Source organism: Pseudomonas sp. B3(2017) (assembly GCF_002113595.1).
Lineage (GTDB): Bacteria > Pseudomonadota > Gammaproteobacteria > Pseudomonadales > Pseudomonadaceae > Aquipseudomonas > Aquipseudomonas ekonensis.
This window is the reverse complement of the sequence record NZ_NEIU01000001.1, coordinates 300,797-322,808: the sequence shown is the minus strand read 5'-3', so window position 1 is coordinate 322,808 and position 22,012 is coordinate 300,797. Positions and strand designations below refer to the sequence as shown.

Annotated in this window: 25 protein-coding genes; 13 read left to right on the top strand and 12 right to left on the bottom strand. The window is 65.1% G+C overall.

The window, feature by feature from the left end:
* Window positions 1-2 precede the first annotated feature (2 nt).
* A complete protein-coding gene (locus CAG33_RS01365; RefSeq protein ID WP_371857663.1) occupies window positions 3-917 on the bottom strand; it encodes a LysR family transcriptional regulator in 915 nt (304 codons plus the stop codon).
* A 42-nt stretch (window positions 918-959) separates the two neighbouring features.
* On the opposite strand from CAG33_RS01365, the gene CAG33_RS01360 reads away from it, so the two are divergent.
* Both CAG33_RS01360 and CAG33_RS01355 read left to right on the top strand, forming a co-directional pair.
* Window positions 960-1,667, top strand: coding sequence for a CTP synthase (locus tag CAG33_RS01360; RefSeq protein WP_085636648.1), 708 nt, complete (start codon window positions 960-962; stop codon window positions 1,665-1,667).
* Window positions 1,664-1,984, top strand: coding sequence for an antibiotic biosynthesis monooxygenase (locus tag CAG33_RS01355; RefSeq protein ID WP_085578256.1), 321 nt, complete (start codon window positions 1,664-1,666; stop codon window positions 1,982-1,984). Before CAG33_RS01360 ends, CAG33_RS01355 begins: the two co-directional genes overlap by 4 nt.
* A 100-nt stretch (window positions 1,985-2,084) precedes the next feature.
* On the opposite strand, the gene CAG33_RS01350 is transcribed toward CAG33_RS01355, so the two are convergent.
* The gene (locus CAG33_RS01350) at window positions 2,085-2,411 is read right to left on the bottom strand and encodes a DUF2025 family protein (RefSeq protein WP_085578258.1); all 327 of its coding nucleotides are present in this window, start codon (window positions 2,409-2,411) and stop codon (window positions 2,085-2,087) included.
* A 215-nt stretch (window positions 2,412-2,626) separates the two neighbouring features.
* Between CAG33_RS01350 and CAG33_RS01345 the strand changes: the two genes are divergently transcribed.
* A complete protein-coding gene (locus CAG33_RS01345; RefSeq protein WP_085578260.1) occupies window positions 2,627-3,751 on the top strand; it encodes a glycerophosphodiester phosphodiesterase in 1,125 nt (374 codons plus the stop codon).
* A complete protein-coding gene (locus tag CAG33_RS01340) occupies window positions 3,752-4,435 on the top strand; it encodes an AraC family transcriptional regulator (RefSeq protein ID WP_085636646.1) in 684 nt (227 codons plus the stop codon).
* A gap of 1 nt (window position 4,436) precedes the next feature.
* Here the strand turns inward: CAG33_RS01340 and CAG33_RS01335 are convergent, their stop codons facing one another.
* A complete protein-coding gene (locus CAG33_RS01335; RefSeq protein ID WP_085629597.1) occupies window positions 4,437-5,315 on the bottom strand; it encodes a sterol desaturase family protein in 879 nt (292 codons plus the stop codon).
* Window positions 5,316-5,469: 154 nt separating this feature from the next.
* Here CAG33_RS01335 and CAG33_RS01330 point away from each other — a divergent pair, with 154 nt between their 5' ends.
* Entirely contained in the window at window positions 5,470-5,775 is a 306-nt protein-coding gene (locus CAG33_RS01330; RefSeq protein WP_085578264.1) for a PepSY domain-containing protein, read from the top strand.
* 490 nt (window positions 5,776-6,265) lie between these two features.
* On the opposite strand, the gene CAG33_RS01325 is transcribed toward CAG33_RS01330, so the two are convergent.
* Window positions 6,266-7,888, bottom strand: coding sequence for a methyl-accepting chemotaxis protein (locus tag CAG33_RS01325; RefSeq protein ID WP_085580636.1), 1,623 nt, complete (start codon window positions 7,886-7,888; stop codon window positions 6,266-6,268).
* Between the two features lie 273 nt (window positions 7,889-8,161).
* Here CAG33_RS01325 and CAG33_RS01320 point away from each other — a divergent pair, with 273 nt between their 5' ends.
* The 4 genes from CAG33_RS01320 to CAG33_RS01305 all read left to right on the top strand — a co-directional run bounded on the left by CAG33_RS01320 (window position 8,162) and on the right by CAG33_RS01305 (window position 12,705).
* Window positions 8,162-9,184, top strand: coding sequence for a transporter (locus CAG33_RS01320; RefSeq protein WP_085629593.1), 1,023 nt, complete (start codon window positions 8,162-8,164; stop codon window positions 9,182-9,184).
* Window positions 9,185-9,327: 143 nt separating this feature from the next.
* Window positions 9,328-10,941 carry an inorganic phosphate transporter gene (locus tag CAG33_RS01315; protein WP_085629591.1) on the top strand — a complete coding sequence of 538 codons (1,614 nt, stop codon included), beginning with the start codon at window positions 9,328-9,330 and terminating at the stop codon, window positions 10,939-10,941.
* Between the two features lie 178 nt (window positions 10,942-11,119).
* Window positions 11,120-11,986 (top strand): hypothetical protein, encoded by an 867-nt coding sequence (locus tag CAG33_RS01310; protein ID WP_085580630.1) that lies wholly within the window; start codon window positions 11,120-11,122, stop codon window positions 11,984-11,986.
* Window positions 11,983-12,705, top strand: coding sequence for a TylF/MycF/NovP-related O-methyltransferase (locus CAG33_RS01305; protein WP_065259304.1), 723 nt, complete (start codon window positions 11,983-11,985; stop codon window positions 12,703-12,705). Before CAG33_RS01310 ends, CAG33_RS01305 begins: the two co-directional genes overlap by 4 nt.
* Window positions 12,706-12,867: 162 nt before the next feature.
* Here the strand turns inward: CAG33_RS01305 and CAG33_RS01300 are convergent, their stop codons facing one another.
* Window positions 12,868-13,305: a multidrug/biocide efflux PACE transporter gene (locus tag CAG33_RS01300; protein ID WP_085580628.1), complete on the bottom strand. Its 438-nt coding sequence runs from the start codon at window positions 13,303-13,305 to the stop codon at window positions 12,868-12,870.
* A gap of 89 nt (window positions 13,306-13,394) precedes the next feature.
* Here CAG33_RS01300 and CAG33_RS01295 point away from each other — a divergent pair, with 89 nt between their 5' ends.
* A complete protein-coding gene (locus tag CAG33_RS01295; protein WP_085580626.1) occupies window positions 13,395-14,249 on the top strand; it encodes a LysR family transcriptional regulator in 855 nt (284 codons plus the stop codon).
* A 96-nt stretch (window positions 14,250-14,345) separates the two neighbouring features.
* On the opposite strand, the gene CAG33_RS01290 is transcribed toward CAG33_RS01295, so the two are convergent.
* Window positions 14,346-15,182 (bottom strand): LysR family transcriptional regulator, encoded by an 837-nt coding sequence (locus CAG33_RS01290; RefSeq protein ID WP_085629587.1) that lies wholly within the window; start codon window positions 15,180-15,182, stop codon window positions 14,346-14,348.
* 111 nt (window positions 15,183-15,293) lie between these two features.
* On the opposite strand from CAG33_RS01290, the gene CAG33_RS01285 reads away from it, so the two are divergent.
* Window positions 15,294-16,019, top strand: a complete 726-nt coding sequence (locus tag CAG33_RS01285) for an SDR family oxidoreductase (RefSeq protein WP_085580622.1) — start codon at window positions 15,294-15,296, stop codon at window positions 16,017-16,019.
* Between the two features lie 329 nt (window positions 16,020-16,348).
* Here the strand turns inward: CAG33_RS01285 and CAG33_RS01280 are convergent, their stop codons facing one another.
* The 3 genes from CAG33_RS01280 to CAG33_RS01270 form a co-directional block, all read right to left on the bottom strand.
* Window positions 16,349-17,584 carry an RNA polymerase sigma factor gene (locus CAG33_RS01280; RefSeq protein ID WP_085636644.1) on the bottom strand — a complete coding sequence of 412 codons (1,236 nt, stop codon included), beginning with the start codon at window positions 17,582-17,584 and terminating at the stop codon, window positions 16,349-16,351.
* 3 nt (window positions 17,585-17,587) lie between these two features.
* Complete coding sequence (locus CAG33_RS01275) at window positions 17,588-17,932, bottom strand: YciI family protein (protein ID WP_085580618.1); 345 nt, start codon at window positions 17,930-17,932, stop codon at window positions 17,588-17,590.
* A 67-nt stretch (window positions 17,933-17,999) separates the two neighbouring features.
* A complete protein-coding gene (locus CAG33_RS01270; protein WP_085580616.1) occupies window positions 18,000-18,425 on the bottom strand; it encodes a nuclear transport factor 2 family protein in 426 nt (141 codons plus the stop codon).
* Window positions 18,426-18,569: 144 nt separating this feature from the next.
* Here CAG33_RS01270 and CAG33_RS01265 point away from each other — a divergent pair, with 144 nt between their 5' ends.
* Window positions 18,570-19,049, top strand: coding sequence for a GNAT family N-acetyltransferase (locus CAG33_RS01265; RefSeq protein ID WP_085580614.1), 480 nt, complete (start codon window positions 18,570-18,572; stop codon window positions 19,047-19,049).
* Window positions 19,050-19,068: 19 nt separating this feature from the next.
* Window positions 19,069-19,674, top strand: a complete 606-nt coding sequence (locus CAG33_RS01260) for a pyridoxamine 5'-phosphate oxidase family protein (protein WP_085636642.1) — start codon at window positions 19,069-19,071, stop codon at window positions 19,672-19,674.
* 205 nt (window positions 19,675-19,879) lie between these two features.
* On the opposite strand, the gene CAG33_RS01255 is transcribed toward CAG33_RS01260, so the two are convergent.
* From CAG33_RS01255 to CAG33_RS01245, 3 genes are all read right to left on the bottom strand, one after another.
* Entirely contained in the window at window positions 19,880-20,368 is a 489-nt protein-coding gene (locus tag CAG33_RS01255) for a GNAT family N-acetyltransferase (RefSeq protein WP_085636640.1), read from the bottom strand.
* Window positions 20,369-20,687: 319 nt separating this feature from the next.
* Entirely contained in the window at window positions 20,688-21,182 is a 495-nt protein-coding gene (locus CAG33_RS01250; protein WP_085580608.1) for a GyrI-like domain-containing protein, read from the bottom strand.
* A gap of 68 nt (window positions 21,183-21,250) precedes the next feature.
* A complete protein-coding gene (locus CAG33_RS01245) occupies window positions 21,251-21,913 on the bottom strand; it encodes a LysE family translocator (protein ID WP_085580605.1) in 663 nt (220 codons plus the stop codon).
* Between the last annotated feature and the right edge of the window lie 99 nt (window positions 21,914-22,012).

The following is a 22,012-nucleotide window of genomic DNA, read 5'->3' as shown; positions in this document are numbered from 1 at the left end:
CGTCACGGCAAGCGCAACGCCCGCCCGAGCTCGTCGAACAGCGTGACCACCGCACGCAACACCCGGCAGTCCGGCCGGGTCAGCAGCCAAAGGGCCGTGTCGTGGCCGTGCAGCGGTTCGCTCAAGGCTTGCAGACCGTCGCCGATGAGAAAGTCCGGCAACGCCGCCACCCCCAATCCGCCCCGCACCAGTTCAGTGACAGACAGCATGCTGTTGCACCGATAGGCAGGCGTCACGCCCGGCCAGTGCTGACGGCGCCAGACCACGGTCGGGTGATCGGGCAGGAAGTCGTCCGGTGCGATCCAGGCCAGTGCGCCAAGATCCGTGGCATCGACGTTGCGCAGGTAACGTTCGCTGGCGCACACCCGGTAGGAAATCTTCGCCAACTGCCGTCCGACCAGATGCTCCGGCGGCGTGCGGGTCAGGCGCAGGGCGATGTCGGCGTCGCGGCGGCTGAGGTTGGCGAAATCGTTGGAGGTGCAAAGCTCCAGGGTCAGCGCCGGATAGTTGGGCATGAACTGCGCCAACGCCGGCAACAACAGGCCCTGCAAGACCGAGTCGGTGCAGGTCAGGCGCACGGTGCCGCTGACCACTTCCCCGCCCTGCTCCACGCCGATCCGCGCCGCCTCCAGCGCCTGCTCGGCGCGCTCCGCCTGTTCGGCCAGCGTCCGCGCCAGCGTGGTGGGCAGGTAACCGGCGCGGCTCTTTTCGAACAGTTGCTGGCCGAGCGCGGATTCGAGGCGGCGCACCGCGCGGAACACGGTCGACACATCCACCTTCAGCAACTGCGAGGCCCGGGCCAGGGAGCCGCCGCGCACCAAAGCGAGGATCAGCGACAGATCCGGGTAGTCGAGACGATAGTGCGTGGCTGCATTGATCACTTGGGCAAACGCCAATATTGAGTGCGTGGACGCCAATCTATAGTGGGCCCGATCCCACAACAAGCACGGTGAACCCTCATGGAATCCAGAGCCCTGCGCATCGCCCTGATCGGCGACCGCGACCCGAACGTCACCGCTCACCAGGCAATCCCCGTCGCCCTCGGCATGGCTGCCGAACACACCGGCCTGACTGTGCAGTTCGAATGGCTGGCCACCGACCGGATCGACGCCGATACGCCCTTGGCGGCCTTCGACGGTGTCTGGTGCGTCCCGGCCAGCCCTTACAGAAGCGAAGACGGCGCGTTGCGGGCGATCCGTTTTGCCCGCGAACGGCAGCGCCCATTCCTCGGCACCTGCGGCGGCTTTCAGCATGCGGTGCTGGAGTTTTCCCGCCATGTGCTGGGCTGGGCCGATGCCGAACACGGCGAAGTGTCCCCGGATTCGAACCGCGCAGTGCTTTCGCCGCTGAGCTGTTCGTTGGTGGAGACGATGGACAGCATTCACCTGGAAGCCGGTTCGTTGATCGCCAAGGCGTATGAAACGTCGCAGATCCTTGAGGGCTATCGCTGCCGCTACGGTGTGAATCCGCAGTTCCAGCAAGACTTGCTGAACGGCCCTCTGCACGCGGTGGGCCACGACTCGTCCGGCGATCTGCGCGCCATCGAACTGACCGGTCACCCGTTCTTCGTCGCCACGCTGTTCCAGCCCGAACGGGCGGCGCTCAAAGGCCAGTTGCCGCCGTTGGTGCGTGCGTTTGTCCAGGCCTGCGCGGAGGTACGACCATGATCGCCCAGACCCCGAAGGCGCCCTACTACGCGGTGATTTTCACCTCGTCCCGCACCGAAGGGGATCAGGGCTATGCCGAGGCGGCCGCCCGCATGGTGGAGCTTGCGCAACGCCAGCCGGGTTTCCTGGGCACCGAGTCGGTCCGGGGTGACGACGGCGTGGGGATCACGGTGTCGTACTGGACGAGCGAGGCGGCGATCCTGGCGTGGAAAAACCATCCGGAACACCAGGCCATCCGCGAGCGCGGGCGTTCGACCTGGTATTCGGCGTTTCATACGCGGGTGTGCAAGGTGGAGCGGGATTACCGGTTCGGCTGAAGGCTGCAGTGTCATTGAGGCCCCATCGCCAGCAGGCTGTCACCAGATCCCCTGTGGGAGCCAGCCTGCTGGCGATGGCGATAGGCGGGTCACCCCGGACTCAGCCCTTGACCAGGCTGCGCACCGCCACGATCTCCGGCACCTCCCGCTTGCGCATGTACACCCGCAGCGGTTCGGTGATGTTGATCCGGTCATCGATGTGTTGGTCGAGCAGCAGCTGGATCAGTTCGCGCTTGAGGGTCATGGCCTGGTCCGGGGCCTGGGCCCAGACGAATTCGCTGGCCGGCACGATGCCGTCGTCGGCCACGTCCATGCCGAAGGAGTCTTCGCTGAAGCGCACGATGTAGCGGCCGGTCTTGCGGTTGAGGCCGACGAAGCCCTTGAGGTCGTCGGCCGCCTGGCAGATGAGTTGGGATGTGATGCGCATGGTAAACCTCACAAGAGTGATCGAAGGTTTACACGCAGGGCATTGAGGCACACCCTCTGCCGGGGTGGTTGCCGTGGCCAAGCGTACTGCAAACAAACGCACAAAAGTGCGGAAATTTTCGCTTTCAGTACGTTTATGTCGGTCTTGCGATAGCACGTTTTCGTTTGAGTTGCTAAAAGGGACATCTTCGAAAATACCTGCGAAAGGACCTCGACATGCCCGTCACTTTCACCAAAAGCGCCCTGATGCTGAGCCTGATGCTCGGTCTCGGCCAGGCCCACGCCGCCCAGCCGGCCCCTGCCGAACTGGCCGCTTCCCTGGGGATTCCGCGCCCGGCGGTGATCGCCCACCGCGGTGCCTCCTTCGACGCGCCGGAATCCACCGCCGCGTCCTACAAACTGGCCCGCGACCTGGGCGCCGATTACCTGGAGATGGACCTTCAGCGCAGCAAGGACGGCGTGCTGTTCGCCCTGCACGACAACAACCTGCAGCGCACCACTGACGTCGCCACCAAGTTCCCTGAGCGCAAGGACAGCCCGGCCAACGCCTTCACCATGGCCGAGCTGAAAACCCTGGACGCCGGCAGCTGGTACAACAAGGCTTATCCGGACCGCGCACGCGCCTCCTATGCGGGCCTGAAGATCCTGACCCTCGACGAAATCATCGACATCGCCCAGGCCAACCCCAAGCACAAGCCGGGCCTGTACATCGAGACCAAGGAGCCGCAACTGTTCCCCGGCATCGAACATGACCTGAAGGAAAAGCTGCAGGACCGCGGCTGGCTCAGCCCGGCCGGTTCGAAACTGGCCAAGAGCGAACTGGGCGTCGGTCAGGGCAAAGGCAAGGTGATCCTGCAGACCTTCGAGAAGAACAGCCTTGAGCTGCTGGAGAAGGAAATGCCGCAGGTGCCGAAGATCCTGCTGCTGTGGGTCGGTGAAGGCAGCATCGAACCGAAATCCAAGGTGGCCTTCGCCGACTCCGGCGAGAAGGACAAGAACGCCTACTACGGCAAGCAGGAGCCGAAGTCCGAGGCCGAGTTCAAGCAGTGGATCGACTACGCCAAGGCCCAAGGCGCCATCGGCACCGGCCCGTCGGCGAAGCTGACCCACGGCGGCGACCAGAGCTACTCGGACCTGGTGCAGCCATGGATGAACCAGTACACCCACGATCAGGGCCTGCTGGTGCACGTCTACACCGTCGACGAGCCGGTGGACTTCGAGAAGGTCATGGCCGCAGGCGTGGACGGCATTTTCACCAACCGCGCCAGCGAACTGCTCAAGTTCTACAAGCGCCCGGCCGCCGCCAGTGTGGATCAGGTGCTCAAGAACAACGGTTTCTGAGTGAAGCCGGACACCCCGTGGACAGGCCGCCTGTGGCTCGGGCACGACCATGGCCTGATCCACGGGATATCGGGGCGCACCGCGCCCCATTCCCACTACGCCCACCAACTGATTCTGGCCCCCGACCGCCCGGTGACGGTGTTGCTGGATGATGCCCCCATCACCGCCTCCCGCCTGCTGATCCCTTCACAGGTTCGTCATGCCATCGTCGAGGCGCCGGATCCGCTGTTCACGGTGTACGCCGAGCCCTTGGCGCTGGAGGCGCAGGTACTGCGCGATGCGCTGTTCGATGCGGATCTTTCCCTGACCGCGCTCGAACAGACGCTGCGCGACTGCCCCCGCCGCCGGCACGCCGATCCCCGGATCGAACGTGCGCTTGTGGCCATCGACGCCTCGCTGGCGGACAAGGTCGCCGCCCGTACCGTGGCCGACAGCGCCCATGTGTCCCTGAGCCAGTTGCAGCGGCTGTTCGTCAGCCAGGTCGGCCTGCCGGTGCGGCGCCTGGTGCTGTGGCGGCGCCTGCGGTTGGCGATGGCGCAGGTGCTGGCCGGCCGACCGGTGACGGAGGCCGCCCATGCCGCCGGGTTCGCCGATTCGGCGCACTTTTCCCGCAGCCTGAAGAAACTGTTCGGCGTCACCGCCCGCCAAGCCTTGCAGCACATGGAACTGCGGCTGCTGGACTGACTCAGCGGCGCAGCGCCTCGGGCACCGCCGGCTCCTTGGCCAGGTGCGCTCTCGCAAACGGGTCGAGCAACTGCGCCACGTAGTCCCGGGGGAAATCCGGCCGGCTGCCGATGCCCAGATCGCCTGCACCGATCCGGTAATCCTGCGTGTGGAAAGCGGTGCCCAGCAGCCGATCCCACACGGTGAAGAACAGCCCGAAATTGACGTCCCCCGCCCGCCCGTACTTCATGTGATGGAAGCGGTGCAGCGGTGCCCAGGCGAAGACATGGCGCAACGGCCCCAGGCGCATGTCGACGTTGGAGTGCTGCAGCAAGAGCTGGATCGCGATGGCGAACGCCAGCAGCACCGCGACCTCGGCGGGTATCCCCAGCACCAGCAGCGGAAGCAGCCCCGCCGTGGCTTCCAGCGCCTGATGCAGCGGATGCTTCATCAAGCCGTTGAAGCCGTACAAGCGCTCGACGCTGTGGTGCACCGCATGCAGCCGCCATAGCCAGCGCACCCGGTGGCTGGCGTAGTGCATCAGGCTCATGCCGGCGTCGGCCACCAGCACCGCCAGGCCCAGTTGCAGCCACAACGGCCACGCCCGCGGCCACAGCCCGTCGACCGCCAGCAGCGCCGCCAGCCCCGGCAGCGCCAGCAGGCCGAGGGCGTTCAACGCCTCGTTGACCGACGCGTGCAGCAGGTCACGGCGGCGGTCGCCGATGGGCCGGTTCCAGTCGGGTTCGTAGGGCAAGGCCCGTTCCGCCGCGAACGACACCGCCAGCGCCAGCACAAACAACAGCAGCAGCCACCCGGCCGATCCGCCCGCCAGCCACACGGCGGCGCCGATGAATCCCACGAAGAACAGCGGCGCGTAACACCACGCAAGGATGAGTCTCATGTCCACCTCCATTGATTGAAGGCCGAGCATGAAAGGGAGGGACACCAGGCAATTGAACAAACGACGCAAACCGCCGCGGCGCTTTTTAAGGGTGAATTAAGTTGCGGCGGTTAACCTGAACTCACTTGAACGAATCACCTGAAAGGAATAACCCATGAAGACTTTGACTGCCCTGTTCACCGCCGCCGCCCTGACCCTCACCGCTGGCCTGGCCCAGGCCGACGTGCGCGTCGACCAGATCCCGCAACTGGTCAAGGACGGCAAGATCAAGCCGCTGGAGGACATGAACCAGGCCGCGCTGAAACTGCATCCCGGCGCCACCATCACCGACACCGACCTGGACAACCACTTCAACGGCTACGAATACGAAGTCGAACTGCGCACCGCCGACGGCAAGGAGTTCGACGTGGACTTCGACGCCACCACCGGCAAGGTGCTGAGCAACAAGCAGGACACCTGATTCGACAGATGGTCCCTCCCAGCAGGGCAATTGACTTGATCCTGGCCGGCGCTGGCTGAACGGACGCCATCGCCAGCAGGCTGGCTCCCACAGTGTCTGGGTTCAACCCTGTATCTGTGAACGACCCGGAACCTGTAGGAGCTTGCCTGCAAGCGATGAGGCCGGCACTGCCAACATCCCTGTTGCCTGCCCCACCGCCATCGCTGGCAAGCCAGCTCCCACAGTGTCTGGGCTCAACCCTGCATCTGAGAACGACTCAAAACCTGTGGGAGCTTGCCTGCAAGCGATGAGGCCAACCCAGTCGATATCCCTGTTGCCTGACCCACCCCCATCGCTGACAAGCCAGCTCCCACAGTGTCTGGGTTCAACCCTGCATCTGTGAACGCCCCGGAACCTGTGGGAGCTGGCTTGCCAGCGATAGGGCCGGCACTGTTGACATCTCCAGTGCCTGCCCACCGCCAACAGTCTGCCCCCCACAGGTTCGCAGGCGTCAGGCGCTCAGGCGGGCGGTGACTTCGTTCAGTTGCCCCGACAGCCCGTGCAGGTTCTGGCTGGCGCTTTCGGTGCGCTGGACGTTGTCGAGGTTGGTGCTGGCGATCGAGGTGATTTCGGTCAGGTTGCGCGAGATGTCTTCGGCCACCGACGTCTGTTCCTCGGCCGCTGTGGCGATCTGACGGTTCATGTCGCGGATCGCTTCCACCGCGTGGGTGATGCGCTCAAGCATGGCGCCGGCCTGGGTCACCTGCTCGACGCTTTCGTCGCTGCGGGTCTGGCCGCTGTCGATGGCGTGGGCGGCGTCCACCGCGCCCGTCTGCACGCTGTGGATGATCTGGTTGATCTCGATGATCGACTCCGCCGTGCGCTGCGCCAGGTTGCGCACTTCGTCGGCCACCACCGCGAAACCGCGTCCGGCCTCGCCGGCCCTGGCCGCTTCGATGGCGGCGTTGAGCGCCAGCAGGTTGGTCTGCTCGGCGATGCCGCGGATCACTTCCAGCACCTTGCCGATGCGGCCGCTGTCGGCCTCCAGGCGACGGATCACCGTGGCGGTGTTGGCGATCTCGCCGCGCATCTGGGTAATGGCGTGAATGGTGTTCTGCATGACCTTCTCGCCCTGCTGGGCGGACTGGTCGGCATCGTCGGCGGCCCGCGCCGCGTCCGCCGCGTGACGGGCGACTTCCTGGGCGGTGGCGGACATTTCGTTCATCGCGGTGGCCACCTGGTCGGTGCGGCTGAACTGCTCGTTGGTGCCGCCGGCCATCAGGGTGGCGATGGCGTTCAGCTCGCCGCTGGCGCTGTCCAGATCCTTGGCGCTGCGTTGCAGGTGGCTGAAGGTCTCGGCGAGGAAGTCGCGCAGGGTGTTGGCCGCCGCGGCCAGGTTGCCCAGCTCGTCCTGGCGGTTGCTGGCCACGCGCTCGGCGAACTTGCCCTGGCTCAACAGGCTGACGTAGTCGATCAGTTTGCGGATCGGCTCCACCAGGTTGCGGTTGACCAGCCACAGGCTGAGCAGGCCGATCAGCAGTCCGGAGGCGAGCATCACCAACAGGCCCAGCCACACGGTGCGGTCGGCGCTGGCGCTGATCAGCGCCGATTGCTCGGTGCCTTGCTTGCGCAGTTCGACCACCAGCTCGCTCATCTGGTCGCTGGCGGCGCGGTCCACGCCCTTGACGGCGGCGTCGCCGGCCGCAGGATCGGCCCCGGCGGCCACGTAGGCGTCACGGCCCTTCTGGTAGGCGGCGCCCAGCAGACGGTGCTCTTCGCGCAGGCGTTCGATGCGGCTCTTGAGTGAAGGCTCGATGCCGGACTGGCTCGCCAGTTCGCCCAGGATGGTCTGGACGTCACGCTGACGCTCCTCGAACTGGCCCCAGTACTTGGCCAGGTCCGCCGGCTGCTTGCCGCGCAGCAAGACGTTCTTCCACTCCTGCACCTGCACCTTGAACTGCAGGTTGGCTTCGTCGATCAGTTGCGAGGTGTGCAGCGGGCCGGCGATCAGCTGGCTGTAGCTCTGCACGCCGTTGGACAGGAAATGGAAGCAGGACAGCGCGATCAACAGCATCGCCAGCAGGCTGCCGCTCAGCAGGGCGAGAATTTGCGCTCTCAGGGATTTTTGCAGCATCGCAAGGTACTCATGACAGGGATGAGGCACGCCCGGTAAGACGTGAATGGTGCCGGACATCCGTGTCGGCGGGCCTTGGCTCTTGGCCGAAGGCGCGCAACCTAACCCATGCGTGATCGGCGCGCCAGCGCGCTTCTTGAGAAAGATCCGACCGCCGGTAAGCCCTTGACCCGCCGTCACTTTACCGTCACGCAACGGTCACAAAGCCTCGCCATGATGGGGCACACGTGAGCCTGTCTCTCCCGCGACAGACGCCCTCCCCTGCGAGTCTCCATGAACCACAGCCTCGACCTCGGTCATCGCGACCCCGACCTGTTCGGTTTGCTCTACGGTTTTCGCTTCCGCCCCGGCGAACGCGGCCGCGAAGTCGATTCGGCCACCGCCCTGCGCTGCCTGCAGAACGACGGCGAAGGCGACGAATTCCTCTGGCTGCACCTGAACCTGGCCCACGCCGCGTGCGAGCGCTGGATGAAGAGCCACCTGCAATTGCCGGAGGAGTTCTTCGAAGCGCTGCACGAAGGTTCACGCTCGACCCGCATCGAACACGTCGACTCGGCCTTGCTGGCGGTGGTCAACGACGTGGTGTTCAACCTCAGCAGCATGGTGTCCTCGGACGTCTCGACCTTGTGGGTCTGCGTGCGCGGCAAGCTGATCGTCAGCGCGCGCCTGCAACCGCTGCACTCGGTGGACAAGCTGCGCTCCTCGGTGAAGGCCGGCGAATGCTTCCGCTCGCCGCTGGAGCTGCTGGTGCACCTGCTGCGCGACCAGGGCGAAGTGCTCACCCAGATCGTGCGCAAGACCAGCCTCAGCGTCGATCAGGTCGAGGACGAACTGCTGTCCTCGCGGCTGTCGACCAACCGCGCCGAGCTTGGCGCCAACCGCCGGGTGCTGGTGCGCCTGCAACGGCTGCTGGCGCTGGAGCCGGGCTCGCTGCTGCGCCTGCTCAACCGCCCGCCGGCGTGGCTGCAGAAGGAGGACGTCAAAGAGTTGCGCAAATCCACCGAAGAGTTCGCCTTGATCATCAACGACCTCACGGCCCTGGGCGAGCGGATCAAACTGTTGCAGGAAGAGATCGCCGCCAACGTCAACGAACAGAGCAACCGCACGCTGTTCACCCTGACCGTGGTCACGGTGCTGGCGCTGCCGATCAACATCATCGCCGGTTTCTTCGGCATGAACGTCGGCGGCGTGCCCCTGGCGCAGGATCCGGAGGGGTTCTGGATCCTGGTGGCGCTGGTGGCGACGTTCACCCTGATCGCCGGACGCTGGGCGTTTCGCAAACGGCGCGATTACTGAGTCGCCGCTATCGCCAGCAGGCTGGCGATGATCCGGACCAACGGCGCAGCCAATCCATCAAACACTGATCTACCGCAGTCTCTCTGTAATATTCAGCAACGATCATGGGCGACACTCCTTCCCCCGCTCAGGATTGTCCTCCCATGGCGACGCCCTCCCTGACCGCCGGCCAACCGACTGCCTCCAGCGGCCGGCCGACACTCGACAAGAAAACCGGCCCCTTTACCTACGTGGTGTTTTTCGCGGTGCTGGCCCTGGGGCTGCTGTTCACCGCCTACAGCCTGGTGCACGACATGCACGAGCTGGGCACGGTGGTCACCACCTGGACACCGTTCCTGCTGTTGGGCGTGGCACTGCTGATCGCGCTGGGGTTCGAGTTCGTCAACGGCTTCCACGACACCGCCAACGCGGTGGCCACGGTGATCTACACCCACTCGCTGCCGCCGCACTTCGCGGTGATCTGGTCCGGGTTCTTCAACTTCCTCGGGGTGCTGCTCTCCAGCGGCGCGGTGGCGTTCGGCATCATCGCCCTGCTGCCGGTGGAGCTGATTCTGCAGGTGGGCTCCTCCGCCGGTTTCGCGATGATCTTCGCCCTGCTGATCGCCGCGATCCTGTGGAACCTCGGCACGTGGTGGCTGGGCCTGCCGGCTTCTTCGTCGCACACCCTGATCGGCTCGATCATCGGCGTCGGCGTGGCCAACGCTCTGATGCACGGGCGCGACGGCACCAGCGGCGTGGACTGGGCCCAGGCGACCAAGATCGGCTACGCGCTGCTGCTGTCGCCGCTGGTGGGCTTCGGCTGCGCGGCGCTGTTGCTGCTGGCCCTGCGCGCGTTCGTCAAGAACCGCTCGCTGTACAAGGCGCCGAAGGGCAACACCCCGCCGCCATGGTGGATCCGCGGCCTGCTGATCCTGACCTGCACCGGCGTGTCGTTCGCCCACGGCTCCAACGACGGCCAGAAAGGCATGGGCCTGATCATGCTGATCCTGGTCGGCACCCTGCCGATGGCCTACGCGCTGAACCGCACCATGCCCGCCGACCAGACCCTGCAGTTCGCGGCGGTGGCCGAAGTCACCCAACAGGCGCTGGTCAAGAGCGCGCCGCTGCCGGCCCCGGCCGACCCGCGCCCGGTGCTGTCGGACTACGTGCGCAGCAAGGAAACGACGCCGCAGTTGGTCCCGGCCCTCGCTGCGCTGACCGGCCACATCGGTGAAGAAGTGAAAGGCTACGGCTCGCTGTCCAAGGTGCCCGCCGAGGCCATGGGCAACGTGCGCAACGACATGTACCTGGCCAGCGAAACCATCCGCCTGATGGACAAGAACAAGGTCGGCGGCTTCGACGCCGACACCACCGGCAAGCTGCAACTGTTCAAGCAGCAGATCGACAACGCCACCCGCTTCATTCCGCTGTGGGTGAAGATCGCCGTGGCCATCGCCCTGGGCCTGGGCACCATGGTCGGCTGGAAGCGCATCGTGGTGACGGTCGGCGAGAAGATCGGCAAGACCCACCTGACCTACGCACAAGGCGCCTCGGCCGAGTCCGTGGCGATGCTGACCATCGGCGCCGCCGACATGTTCGGCCTGCCGGTGTCGACCACCCACGTGCTGTCCTCGGGCGTGGCCGGCACCATGGTCGCCAACGGCGGCGGCCTGCAGATGAAGACCATCCGCAACCTGCTGATGGCCTGGGTGCTGACGCTGCCGGCGGCGATCGTGCTGTCGGGCAGCCTGTATTGGCTGTTCACCCTGATTTTCTGAACCGCCCGTCACCGTAAAATCCCGGCCCGCTTCAGGGCCGGGATTCTTTCGTGCCCGCCTGCCGGGCGCCCGGCCGTCCGATAACCCTGCCATCGGACACCGACCGCTCAGATTGCGCTTCAGTTTGCCGGCATGATGCCGACTCATAAGTCATTCGATGCATTCAGGGAAAAGAACCGTGAACCTGTATATCAATCAGCTGCAGCAAAAGGCTGACTTCAAAGAAGCCATCTACGCCGGCGACATCTTCCTGAACACCCAACTGCGCGCCGCCCGCCAGTTGTGCGAATTCGCCCAGGAAAGCATCACCGCAGCGTTCGACGGCGAAACCCGCCACCAGGCGCTGCACACGCTGATGCCGGTGGAAGAGTTCGTGGTGCGGGTGACCCGCCTCAAGGGCCAGTTCACCAACAGCCTGCGCGCCAAGGAGCTGATCCTGAGCTTCATCGACGAGATCGGCGTCGACCCGCACGAATACATCTTCGACGTGCCGCGCATCCGTGTGGTGCCGAACTACGACTACCTGCACGCCGGCGTCAGCTACGCCTACAAGCCGCACCGCGACACCTGGTACGGCAGCGTCGATTGCCAGATCAACACCTGGATGCCGGTGCACACCATTTCCCCGGACCAGACCATGATGATCAACACCGGCTACTTCGATGTGCCGGTGAAGAACTCGTCCGCCCAGTGGAGCCTCAACGACTGGATCAACAACCAGCGCCACAAGGCCAAGGACAACCTCAAGGAAGAAGTCCGCGTGCACCCGGTGCCGCTGGAAGAGATCGACACCGCAGCCGAACTGCGCGTGGCCGGCAACACCGGCGACATGCTGATCTTCTCCGGCTCGCACCTGCACGGCACGGTCGCCAACCACACGCAGCACACCCGTTTCAGCGTCGACTTCCGCCTGATGCACCTCGATGACCTCAAGCACAACCGCGGCGCGATCAACGTCGACAGCGCGTGCCCGGACGTCGGCGCCGGCTTCAAAGACTACTTCCACGCCCACGACTTCTCGAATTTCCAAGGAATCCAGCAATGACCAAGCGTCGCATCACGCCTGCCGAAGCCCAATACAACGAAACCCGCGCCGGCGTCCTCAAGCGCGTGGACGCCGAATACGTGGCCGACGCCCCGTTCGTGTTCGCCAACCGCATCGGCGTCACCGCCGCGCTGTCGCGCATGGAACTGTTCAAGAAAGTCGCCGAGATCCCGGGCGCGATCATCGAGTGCGGCGTGTACAAGGGCAACTCGCTGATGCTCTACATGCACCTGTCGATGATCCTGGAGCCGTACGCGATCAACCGCTCCATCGTCGGCTTCGACACCTTCGAAGGCTTCCAGAGCATCAGCAAGACCGACGATCCGGCCGACGTCAACGAAACCATGTTCTCCGACACCGACCAGTCGCTGATCCAGGACATGATCGACGCCAACGACCTGCTGCGCCCGGTCAACCGCATCCCGCGCTGCGAACTGGTCAAGGGCGACATCGTCAAGACCGTGCCGGAATGGGTCAAGACCCGTCCTGACCTGGTCGTGGCCATGCTGATCCTGGACACCGACCTGTACGAGTCAACCAAGGTCGCGCTGGAGACTTTCCTGCCGTACATGCCCAAAGGCGCCATCGTGGTGCTGGACGAAGTGGCCTACCGCAACTTCCCGGGCGAAACCAAGGCCCTGCGCGAAGTGCTGGACCTGAACAAGATCGAACTCAAGCGCCTGCCGTTCGATTCGTGCGTGGGTTACTTCCACGTTTGATCGCGTAGCGGGGGCAGTTGCCTTGCGCTGCCCTCACTGACGTATCGCCAGCAGGCTGGCTCCCACAGGGGATCCGGGTGAACGCAACCTTTGTGTTCACCGCAGAACCTTGTGGGAGCCAGCCTGCTGGCGATGGCGCCGGGCCGGCCGGCGCCGTTCCCTTCAGCCCTCGCAGGCACTGCGCAGCACCAGCCGCTCGCGCACCACGTCATACGCCCAGTGGTACACATAGGTGTAGGGCAGGAAGAACAGCAGCACGCCGATGTCGAGCAGGAACGCCTGCCACAGGCTCACCGACAGCCACCAGGCGATCAGCGGCACGCCCATCAGCACCAGTCCCCCCTCGAACAGCAGCGCGTGCACCACCCGCACCCAGGCGTTGTGGCGGATGCGCAAACGCTTGAGCACACGGTCGAACGCACCGTTGAACACCACGTTCCACACCAGCGCCAGCACGGCGACGACCACGGTGACCACGCCCATGTCGAGCAGCGGCTTGCCCATGATCCAGGCCAGCAGCGGCGTGCAGATGAGGATCGCCAGCACCTCGAAACCGATGGCCTGGCAAATGCGTTCAGTGATGGATTTAGGGGCCGTCATGACCTGACTCCTTGAGTGATGATGGTTGCCATCATCCAACCCCGCATCGATACTTCATAATCAATAACCATCGATCAAGGCGATAGTTCATGGCCTCTCAAGAAGTGCTGCAGGCGTTTGTCCAGGCCGCGACCCAAGGCTCGTTTTCGGCGGCGGCGCGCAAGCTGGGGCGCAGCCAGTCAACCGTCAGCGCCGCAGTGGCGAGCCTTGAGATCGACCTGGATCTTGTCCTGTTCGACCGCAGCAGCCGCAAGCCGACCTTGACCCCGGCGGGCCATGTGATGCTGCAGCGGGCCGAGGCGATCCTGGCGGCCGGCAGCCGCCTGGAAATGACCGCGCGGCAACTGGCCCAAGGGGTCGAGCCGAAGCTGACGGTGGCGATTTCCGACACCTACCAGTCCGACCGCTTCGAAGCGTCGCTCAGCGCGTTCGAACAGCGTTACCCGGATCTGGAGCTCGAATGCCTGATCGCCGAATGCGACGACCTGATCGCCTTGGTGCAACGGGGCCGGGCCCATCTGGCGTTCGTCGAGATGCGCGACCATTACCCGCCGGACCTGGAGACCGCCACGGTGAACGAGCGCACTGAGATCGCGTTGTTCGTCGGACGCGGACATCCGCTGGCGGCGCTGGAATCCATCGATCCGCAGACGCTGGAGCAACACCGCGAACTGCGCCTGGCGACCATCGTCAATCCCTACGGCTCCCGGGCCAAGGGCCGCGTCTGGTCGGCGCCCAGCTACCTGATGCTGTTGGAGATGGCCCAGCGCGGGTTCGGCTGGGCGCCGCTGCCGCGCTGGCTGGTGGGGCGCTTCGGCAACGGCACGTTGACGGAGCTGAACGTGCGCGGCTGGCCGAAACCGGTGTTCGTCGATGCGCTGTGGTCGCGGCAGTTTCCGCCGGGACCGGCGGGCAGCTGGATGCTCAGCCAGATGCTGGAATAGCGGCGCGGCCGATCGCGAGCAGGCTCGCTCCTACAGAGGAATGAGCGCCCTTGCGGGAGCGAGCCTGCTCGCGATGGCGTCCCCGCAAACAACCGCTCAAGCCGCGTCGATCACCGCAGGCCCGTTCACCTGAAAGAACTCATGCAGGCCACGCATCGCCGGCAGCTCCAGCGCCTGCGCCGCATAGCACAGGCCCACCCGCCGGGTCGGTGCCGGCAGGTGCAGCGCCCGCACCGCCACCCGCTCGTGCCCCGCCGCCAAGGAGCGTGGCAGCATCGCCGCGCCGATGCCTGCCGCCACCATGTGCAGCGCCTGACGCAATGATCCGGCATGCCCGGCCACGGCCTGAGGCGAACGGCCGTACAGCGCCATCAGGCGCTGATGGGACGGGTGCTGCGGGCAGGTGATCCAGTCTTCGATGGGGGCCCACGCCGTCTCGGCAGCGGCCATCGGGTGATCGGCCGGCAGTGCCAGCACGTAGGGTTCCTCCCACAGCGGCAGGAACAGTTCGTCCTCGCAGCACATCTCTTCGACCGCCAGCCGACCGTCGCCCAGGCACCCCTCCTCCAGCGTCAGCAGCAGGTGAGGCAAGGCTTGGCGGGCCATGCGCACGAAGGCTTCGATGTGGCTGGCGGCGATGTCGCCTTCGATGCCCAGGGTCAGTGGCACACGGTGCTCGCCGCTGCGGAACATCCGGCTCAGGGCCTGGGCCTCGGCCACCATGCGCCGGGCCTGCGGGTACAAAAGGCGCGCCTCGTCGCTGACCTCCACCCCGCGCGGCTGGCGCAGGAACAAGGTGGCGCCGAGCTCCTCCTCAAGCTGTTTGACCGTCACCGACAGCGTCGGCTGGCTGATGAACAGGCGCTGCGCCGCTGCGGTGATGTTGCGTTCCTCGAACACGGCGAGAAAGGCTTTGAGATGGCGGATATCCATAGAGCGTTCCGATGCCAGACAGAGAAATAAGGCATTTTTCAGCCTGAAACGGGCTAAATATACTGCGCCGCACATCCAGCCATTCGTTTTTTTTGCTTCAGGAGTGCAGTCATGAGCAAACCGTTGATCATCGTCACCGGAGCCAGTTCCGGCATCGGCGAAGCCGCCGCCCGCCGCCTGAGCGCCGCCGGCCACCCGCTGCTGTTGCTGGCCCGGCGCATCGAACGCCTGGAGGCCCTGGCGCTGCCGAACACCCTCAGCCGTCGGGTGGACATCACCGACCGCACCGCGCTGCTGGCCGCCGTCGCCGAGGCCGAAGCGCAGTTCGGTCCGGCCGATGCGCTGATCAACAACGCCGGGGTGATGCTGCTGGGCGAGATCAGCCAGCAGGATCCGGCCCAGTGGGAGCGCATGCTCGATGTGAACGTGAAGGGCCTGCTCAACGGCATCCATGCCGTGGTGGCCGGCATGATCGAGCGCAAGCGCGGCACGATCATCAACGTCAGTTCCGTGGCCGGGCGCAAGACGTTCCCCAACCACGTGGCGTACGTCGGCACCAAGTTCGCCGTGCACGGGCTGTCGGAGAACCTGCGCGAGGAACTGGCGCCGCACAACGTGCGCGTCACCACCATTGCGCCGGGTGCGGTGGAGACCGAACTGCTGAGCCACACCACGGACGAAGCGATCAAGACCGGCTACCAGGCGTGGAAACAGGAAATGGGCGGCACCGTGCTCAGCGCCGAGGACGTGGCCACGGCGATCGCCTATGCCTATGAACAGCCCCAGGGCGTGTGCATCCGCGAAATCGTCATGGCCGCGACCCGGCAGCAGGCCTGATTGCCGCGCTGCCGGCCTTGAGGGCCCCATCCCAGCAGGCTGGCTCCCACAGGAGGACGATGTGCACCGCAACACTTTGTGAGGGCCAGCCTGCTGGCGATGGCTGCGTATCAAGCAGCATGGATGCCGTCAGTGCCGGCCTCATCGCTTGCAGGCAAGCTCCTACAGGATTTTGTGGTGGGCGGGGATCTTGCGGACACCGGCGATCATTGTGGGAGCTGGCTTGCCAGCGATGGGGCCGGCACTGCCCCCCCACAACGGCGATGCACACCGCAACATCTTGTGGGAGCCAGCCTGCTGGCGATGAGGCCGGCACCGGTACACAAGGCTCAACCCAACTCGCGCAACCGCCCCTCGATGAACCGCCGCTCCGGCGCCTGCCGGGTCAGTTCCAGTGCCCGGGCATACGCCGTCCGCGCCTCGTCGGTCCGCCCCAACTGCCGGCAGAATTCCGCCCGCGCCGAATGCGCCAGGTGGTAATCCTGCAGCTCGCCACGCTCCAGGATCCCTTCGATCAGCGTCAGCCCGGCCAGCGCCCCGTCGCGCTTGGCCACCGCCACCGCCCGGTTCAGCTCGATCACCGGCGACGGCGTCACCCGCAGCAGCACGTCGTACAGGCCGACGATCTGCGCCCAGTCGGTCTCGTCCGCCATCGGCGCCTCGGCATGCACCGCCGCAATCGCCGCTTGCAGGCAGTACGGCCCGAACCGCCGGGTGGTCAGCGCCCGCTCGACCAGCGCGCCGCCCTCGGCGATCAATTGCGCATCCCAGCGCGTACGATCCTGGTTCTCCAGCAAAATCAGCTCGCCTTCAGGCGACGTCCGCGCCGCCCGCCGCGACTCATGCAGCAGCATCAGCGCCAACAGGCCCATGACCTCCGGCTCCGGCAACAGCTCCATCAGCAGCCGGCCGAGGCGGATCGCTTCGCGCGTCAGGTCTTCGCGCACGACCTGCGCGCCGTCGGAGGCCGAATAGCCTTCGTTGAACACCAGGTAAATCACCCGCAGCACGCTGTCCAGCCGCTCGGGCAGCTCACTCAGGCTCGGCACCTGATAGGGAATCTTCGCGTCACGGATCTTGGCCTTGGCGCGTACGATGCGCTGGGCGATCGTCGCCGGCGCGCAGAGGAACGCCCGGGCGATCTCTTCGGTGGTGAGGTCGCAGACTTCCCGCAGCGTCAGCGGCACCTGCGCATCCGCCGCCAGGGCCGGGTGGCAACAGGTGAACATCAGCCGCAGGCGGTCGTCTTCCACGTCATCGTCGCTCCACTGGGCCTGTTCCAGTTCTTCCACCTGGGCCAGCAGCCAGGGCCGCGACGCCTTGAACCGCGCACGGCGGCGCAACACGTCGATGGCCTTGAAGCGCCCGGCGGACACCAGCCAGGTGCGCGGATTGTCCGGCACGCCGTCGCGCTGCCAGCGCTCGACCGCGACGAAGAACGCCTCGTGCAAGGCTTCTTCGGCGAGGTCGAAATCCCCCAGCAGACGGATCAGCGTCGCCAGGATCCGCCGCGAGTCTTCGCGGTAGACCTGCTCGACCCGCGCCTTGACCTCTGCGTCCGCCATGGGTCAGACGTTCAGCTGACGAACCGGGCGCACCTCGACGCAACCGACCCGGGCCGCCGGAATGTGGCCGGCGACCTGAATGGCTTCGTTGAGATCCCGGGCGTCGATCAGGTAGAAGCCGGCCAACTGTTCCTTGGTTTCGGCGAACGGGCCGTCGGTGACCGACACCTTGCCGTTGCGCATGCGCACCGTGGTGGCGGTCTGCACCGACTCCAGCGCCTCGGCGGCGACCATCCGGCCGCTGCCCTGGATCGACTCGGCATACGCCCAGCATTCGGCGTCTTCGGGGCTGTCGGGCGACGAGTGCAGCAAGCGCTCGTCGCTGTACACCAGGCATAGGTATTTCATCGCTCACTCCTGAACCGGACGGATCAACTATGGCCGCAGATCGGCGCTTTGGCGAACCGTGCGCCGCTTACGGCTGCACGTCGAACAAGGTCGCGCCGCTCATCGGATCGAACGGGGCCGACCAGTGCTCGTGGACGATCTTCCATGCGCCGCCCTCCTGCCGGTAGCACGCGGTGACCCGCATCCAGCAGCTCTGGGTTTCGCCCTTGTCGTTGGTGCCGCCGCAATTGGCCACCCAATGGGCGAAGGCGATTGTGTCCGCCGTCTCGATGGCGACTTCGTGGAACTCGAAGATGTGCGGGCCGGGGCACATTTCCATGCAGGCGATCCAATGCGCCCGGTAGGCGGCCTTGCCCTTGAATTGCAGGGCCTTGATCGCGTCGAAGGAGACGATGTCGTCGGCGTAGAGGGCCATGACCTTGTCCACGTCCTTGGACATGACGGCTTGGCGGTAGGTGTCGATCAGGGTCTGGATCTGCGCTTGTGCGTTCATGGGTGTTCTCCGTGATTGTTGTTGGAAGACACCCTTAGTCGTACGGCGATCCGCCGGATCGACAAGGCACGAAAATTAAATGTTTCGCCCTCACCGTGCTCGGTAGAATCCGTTGCTCCACTTCGTAGGAAAAAGGAAATTCCCGTGTCAGCCAAACTCGTGCCGTACGACAGCCTGAATGCCGCCCAGCGTCAGCAGATCGAGACGATCGAAATCCACCCCGGGCAGATCAAGTTTTCCGGCGACATCCACACCGCCCTGCAGACCCTGCGCACGAATGCAGGCGTGAAGGGCTTTGCCCTGCTGGACGACGACGTGCCCGTCGCCTTCCTGCTGCTCAAGCGCCCGCCGGCGATGCCGGAATGGGCCGACGAGCACAGCGCCACCCTGCATGCGCTTCAGGTCGACCACCGCGCCCAGGGCCGTGGCTACGGCAAGGCCTGCCTGCGAGCGCTGCCCGAGGCCGCGCGCCAGGCCTGGCCGCAGATCAAGGGCCTGCAACTGGCGGTGGACGCCGACAACGACGCGGCCATCGCGCTGTATGCCCGGCACGGTTTCGTCGACAGCGGTCAGGCGATCCTGGGCCGGGTCGGCTACGAACGGCGCATGGGCCTGGTGTTCTGAAACCGTGGAGGGATGCACGATGATCGATTCGATTGAAGCCCTGGAAGCCCTTTACGGCCTGCCCCACGAACGTGCGGTGCGCAAGCAGATTGGCTTTCTCAACGAGGACTACCAGGCGATGGTGCGGCTCTCGCCGCTGGTGATCGTCAGCTCCGTGGGCGCCGACGGCCTCGACAGTTCACCGCGCGGCGACACCGCAGGCTTTGTGCGGATCCTCGACGAGCGCACCCTGGCCCTGCCGGACCGGCCGGGCAACAACCGCATCGATACGCTGCGCAACGTGCTGCACGACCCGCGGGTGTCGCTGCTGTTCATCATTCCCGGCATCGGCGAGACGTTGCGGGTCAACGGCACGGCCGCCATCAGCGCCGATGCCGACCTGCTGGCCAGCTTCGCGGTCAACGGCAAGCCGGCGCGCACGGTCCTGCTGGTGACGGTGGAGGCGGCGTTTTTCCATTGCGCCAAAGCGTTCGTGCGCTCGGATGCGTGGAACCCGGACACCCACCTGCCGCGCTCGGCGCTGCCCAGTGCGGGGGCTTTCCACAAGCGCCTGAACGATGGCCAGTTCGACGCCGAAGCCTACGACCGGGAAGCGCCGGCGCGGGTGCAGAGCACGCTGTACTGAGCGAAGTCATGCGGTGTCTTCAATGACGCCATCGCGGGCAAGCCCGCTCCCACAGGGGACTCGGCCGGATGCAGAGTCTGCGATCACCCCGATCCAATGTGGGAGCCAGCCTGCTGGCGATGGCATCAACGCATCGTCACTCCCACAAAGAAATCCTGTGGGAGCGGGCTTGCCCGCGATAGCGGCCTGTCAGCCAACACCGCTCTCAGAGCGTCAGGATCATCTCATGCCACGCCATCCCGCCGTGGTCGGACTCGGACGGTTTGATGTAGGCAAAACCGAACCCGGCGTACAGCGGGATGTGCCGCTCTTTGCACATCAGATGGATCGTCGCCTTGCCCAGGCCGCGCATGCGCTCGATGAAGGCGGTCATCAGCAGCTTGGCCAGGCCTTGCCCCTGATAGTCCGGGTGCACCACCACCGACATGATCACCACATTGGGGCCGGCCGGGTCGTGGCCGATCAGTTCCTTGAAGGCCTCGTCCGACATCTGCACCTCGAACGCCGCACCGGCGTTGACGAACCCGGCCACGACGCCGTCCACCTCGGCGACGATGAAACCGTCCGGCCAGGTGGCGATGCGCGTGGCGATCTTCTCGCGGGTGGCGGCCTCATCGCCTTCGTAGGCGAGGGTTTCGATGGCGTAGCAGCGATCCAGGTCGGCAGCGGTGACGTGGCGGATGACGGGGTTCATGGCGGCTCGGAATCAGTGAAGACAGGGCCGCCAAGAATAAAGGAATAAGGTGTTCATATCGATCCGCATGGGCGCCGTAAAGCCTGCGTAAAAGCGCTTTTCTTCGGATTCGGGACGGTCTATTCCTGACGCCTGTCTCTGATCACCCGAGGGGGGGGAACCGTTTATGAGCAGCGTGGAAATCGGTTTGTTGATGGTGTTGGGCATCAGCTTCTTCGGCTTCGTCACCCTGGGCATCGACCTGTGGCGGGCACGACGGATCAAGGGCAAGTAAGGCTCGACCGGCAGCGCGAATCGGATTCGCGCTGCCGATGGCCGATCAGGTCTTCTTTTCGACCGGGACGCAGATTTCCAGCTTGCCGGTCTTGAGCTTCGGATTGAAATCGGCGCTGTAGCGTTCCAGCTCCGGGGCGTTGAGCCCTTTGTACTCGGACGCCGGCAGCCAGGTGTTGTAGATGTAGTCAATGGTCTGCGGCAACAGATCCAGCGAACCCTTGTGTTCGAACACCGCGTACTGGCGCGGAAGGATTTCGATCCACGGATACTTTTCCTGCGGGAAGTCATCCAGCTTGCGGATTTCGACCCCGGCCATGTAATCGAAACCGCCGTTGCCGTCGAAATTGCTGCAGACGCCGTAGGTGACTTCGCCCTTCTGCCCCGGAATGTTTCCGATGTGCGGAATCAGTTTTTCCCATAGCGCGGGGATGTCTTGAACAGTCTCTTTGGTGAAGCGATCGCGAAAACCTGCAATCAGCAGGAAGTGTCCATGTTCGAAGCGAGGTTCAGCCACTTCGACGCGTTTCTGCTCATCCATGACTCGACTCCTTGAACGAAAAAAGTGGGTTCGGCTGGGAGTATAGAAGCCAAACCCGATTCGCACATTCAGAGCGAATGCAGGGCCTCGGCGGCGCCGGAACCGACGAATTCGTTATAGCCGGATACGATCACGTAGACCGCGAAATAGCAGAAGATCGCTGCAGATGCCAGGTAGGAGTAGCGCAACAGCTTGTCACCCAGCAGCTTGCCGCCATGGCTCGCGGCGAAGCACAGCCCCGCCGACCACAACAGCCCGGCGCACAGGAAACCGCCGAGGAACAGCGCCGAGCTCAAAGGGCCGCCGCCACCGGAGCGGGCGATCAACGTGCCGCCCACCGCCGCGAACCAGAGGATGGCGCTGGGCGACGACATGGCGAGAAAGATCCCGCGAAAGAATTCCTTGCGGTGGGAGTTCTGGCTCACCTGCGCCGTCTCGGCCAGCAGCGCTTCGTGATGGATCGCCGAATAGATCATCTTCGCCGCGAAGTAGACCAACAGCGCGGAGCCACCGATCCACAGCGTCCAGCGCACGGTTTCGTACTGCAGCAGCACGGTCATCCCCGCCAGCGCCAGCACCGCGTAGACCAAATCGCCGACGCAAGTGCCGAGGCCCAGCGCGAAGCCTTGAAAATAGCCGCGCTGCATCGCCAGGGTGATCATCGCGATGTTGGCCACGCCGATATCCAGGCACAGCGAAAGGCTCAGCAAGAAGCCGCTGGTGAATTCCATTGACCGTTTTCCTTGGGAAAAAATTGTTGTCGTGCACGCTGGACAGTCTGCCACCGCTGCCCTTATCTTCCGCCACAGGTCACCGCAGTGACCAGCGTC

Coding starts and splice junctions, on each gene's coding strand:
- CAG33_RS01280 (WP_085636644.1), bottom strand. CDS start 17,584: ATGGCGGACGCAGAGGTCAAGGCGCGGGTCGAGCAGGTCTACCGCGAA.
- CAG33_RS01320 (WP_085629593.1), top strand. CDS start 8,162: ATGAACCACAGCCTCGACCTCGGTCATCGCGACCCCGACCTGTTCGGT.
- CAG33_RS01275 (WP_085580618.1), bottom strand. CDS start 17,932: ATGAAATACCTATGCCTGGTGTACAGCGACGAGCGCTTGCTGCACTCG.
- CAG33_RS01295 (WP_085580626.1), top strand. CDS start 13,395: ATGGCCTCTCAAGAAGTGCTGCAGGCGTTTGTCCAGGCCGCGACCCAA.
- CAG33_RS01335 (WP_085629597.1), bottom strand. CDS start 5,315: ATGAGACTCATCCTTGCGTGGTGTTACGCGCCGCTGTTCTTCGTGGGA.
- CAG33_RS01255 (WP_085636640.1), bottom strand. CDS start 20,368: ATGAACCCCGTCATCCGCCACGTCACCGCTGCCGACCTGGATCGCTGC.
- CAG33_RS01345 (WP_085578260.1), top strand. CDS start 2,627: ATGCCCGTCACTTTCACCAAAAGCGCCCTGATGCTGAGCCTGATGCTC.
- CAG33_RS01315 (WP_085629591.1), top strand. CDS start 9,328: ATGGCGACGCCCTCCCTGACCGCCGGCCAACCGACTGCCTCCAGCGGC.
- CAG33_RS01325 (WP_085580636.1), bottom strand. CDS start 7,888: ATGCTGCAAAAATCCCTGAGAGCGCAAATTCTCGCCCTGCTGAGCGGC.
- CAG33_RS01290 (WP_085629587.1), bottom strand. CDS start 15,182: ATGGATATCCGCCATCTCAAAGCCTTTCTCGCCGTGTTCGAGGAACGC.
- CAG33_RS01300 (WP_085580628.1), bottom strand. CDS start 13,305: ATGACGGCCCCTAAATCCATCACTGAACGCATTTGCCAGGCCATCGGT.
- CAG33_RS01250 (WP_085580608.1), bottom strand. CDS start 21,182: ATGGATGAGCAGAAACGCGTCGAAGTGGCTGAACCTCGCTTCGAACAT.
- CAG33_RS01350 (WP_085578258.1), bottom strand. CDS start 2,411: ATGCGCATCACATCCCAACTCATCTGCCAGGCGGCCGACGACCTCAAG.
- CAG33_RS01285 (WP_085580622.1), top strand. CDS start 15,294: ATGAGCAAACCGTTGATCATCGTCACCGGAGCCAGTTCCGGCATCGGC.
- CAG33_RS01330 (WP_085578264.1), top strand. CDS start 5,470: ATGAAGACTTTGACTGCCCTGTTCACCGCCGCCGCCCTGACCCTCACC.
- CAG33_RS01360 (WP_085636648.1), top strand. CDS start 960: ATGGAATCCAGAGCCCTGCGCATCGCCCTGATCGGCGACCGCGACCCG.
- CAG33_RS01245 (WP_085580605.1), bottom strand. CDS start 21,913: ATGGAATTCACCAGCGGCTTCTTGCTGAGCCTTTCGCTGTGCCTGGAT.
- CAG33_RS01355 (WP_085578256.1), top strand. CDS start 1,664: ATGATCGCCCAGACCCCGAAGGCGCCCTACTACGCGGTGATTTTCACC.
- CAG33_RS01270 (WP_085580616.1), bottom strand. CDS start 18,425: ATGAACGCACAAGCGCAGATCCAGACCCTGATCGACACCTACCGCCAA.
- CAG33_RS01305 (WP_065259304.1), top strand. CDS start 11,983: ATGACCAAGCGTCGCATCACGCCTGCCGAAGCCCAATACAACGAAACC.
- CAG33_RS01260 (WP_085636642.1), top strand. CDS start 19,069: ATGATCGATTCGATTGAAGCCCTGGAAGCCCTTTACGGCCTGCCCCAC.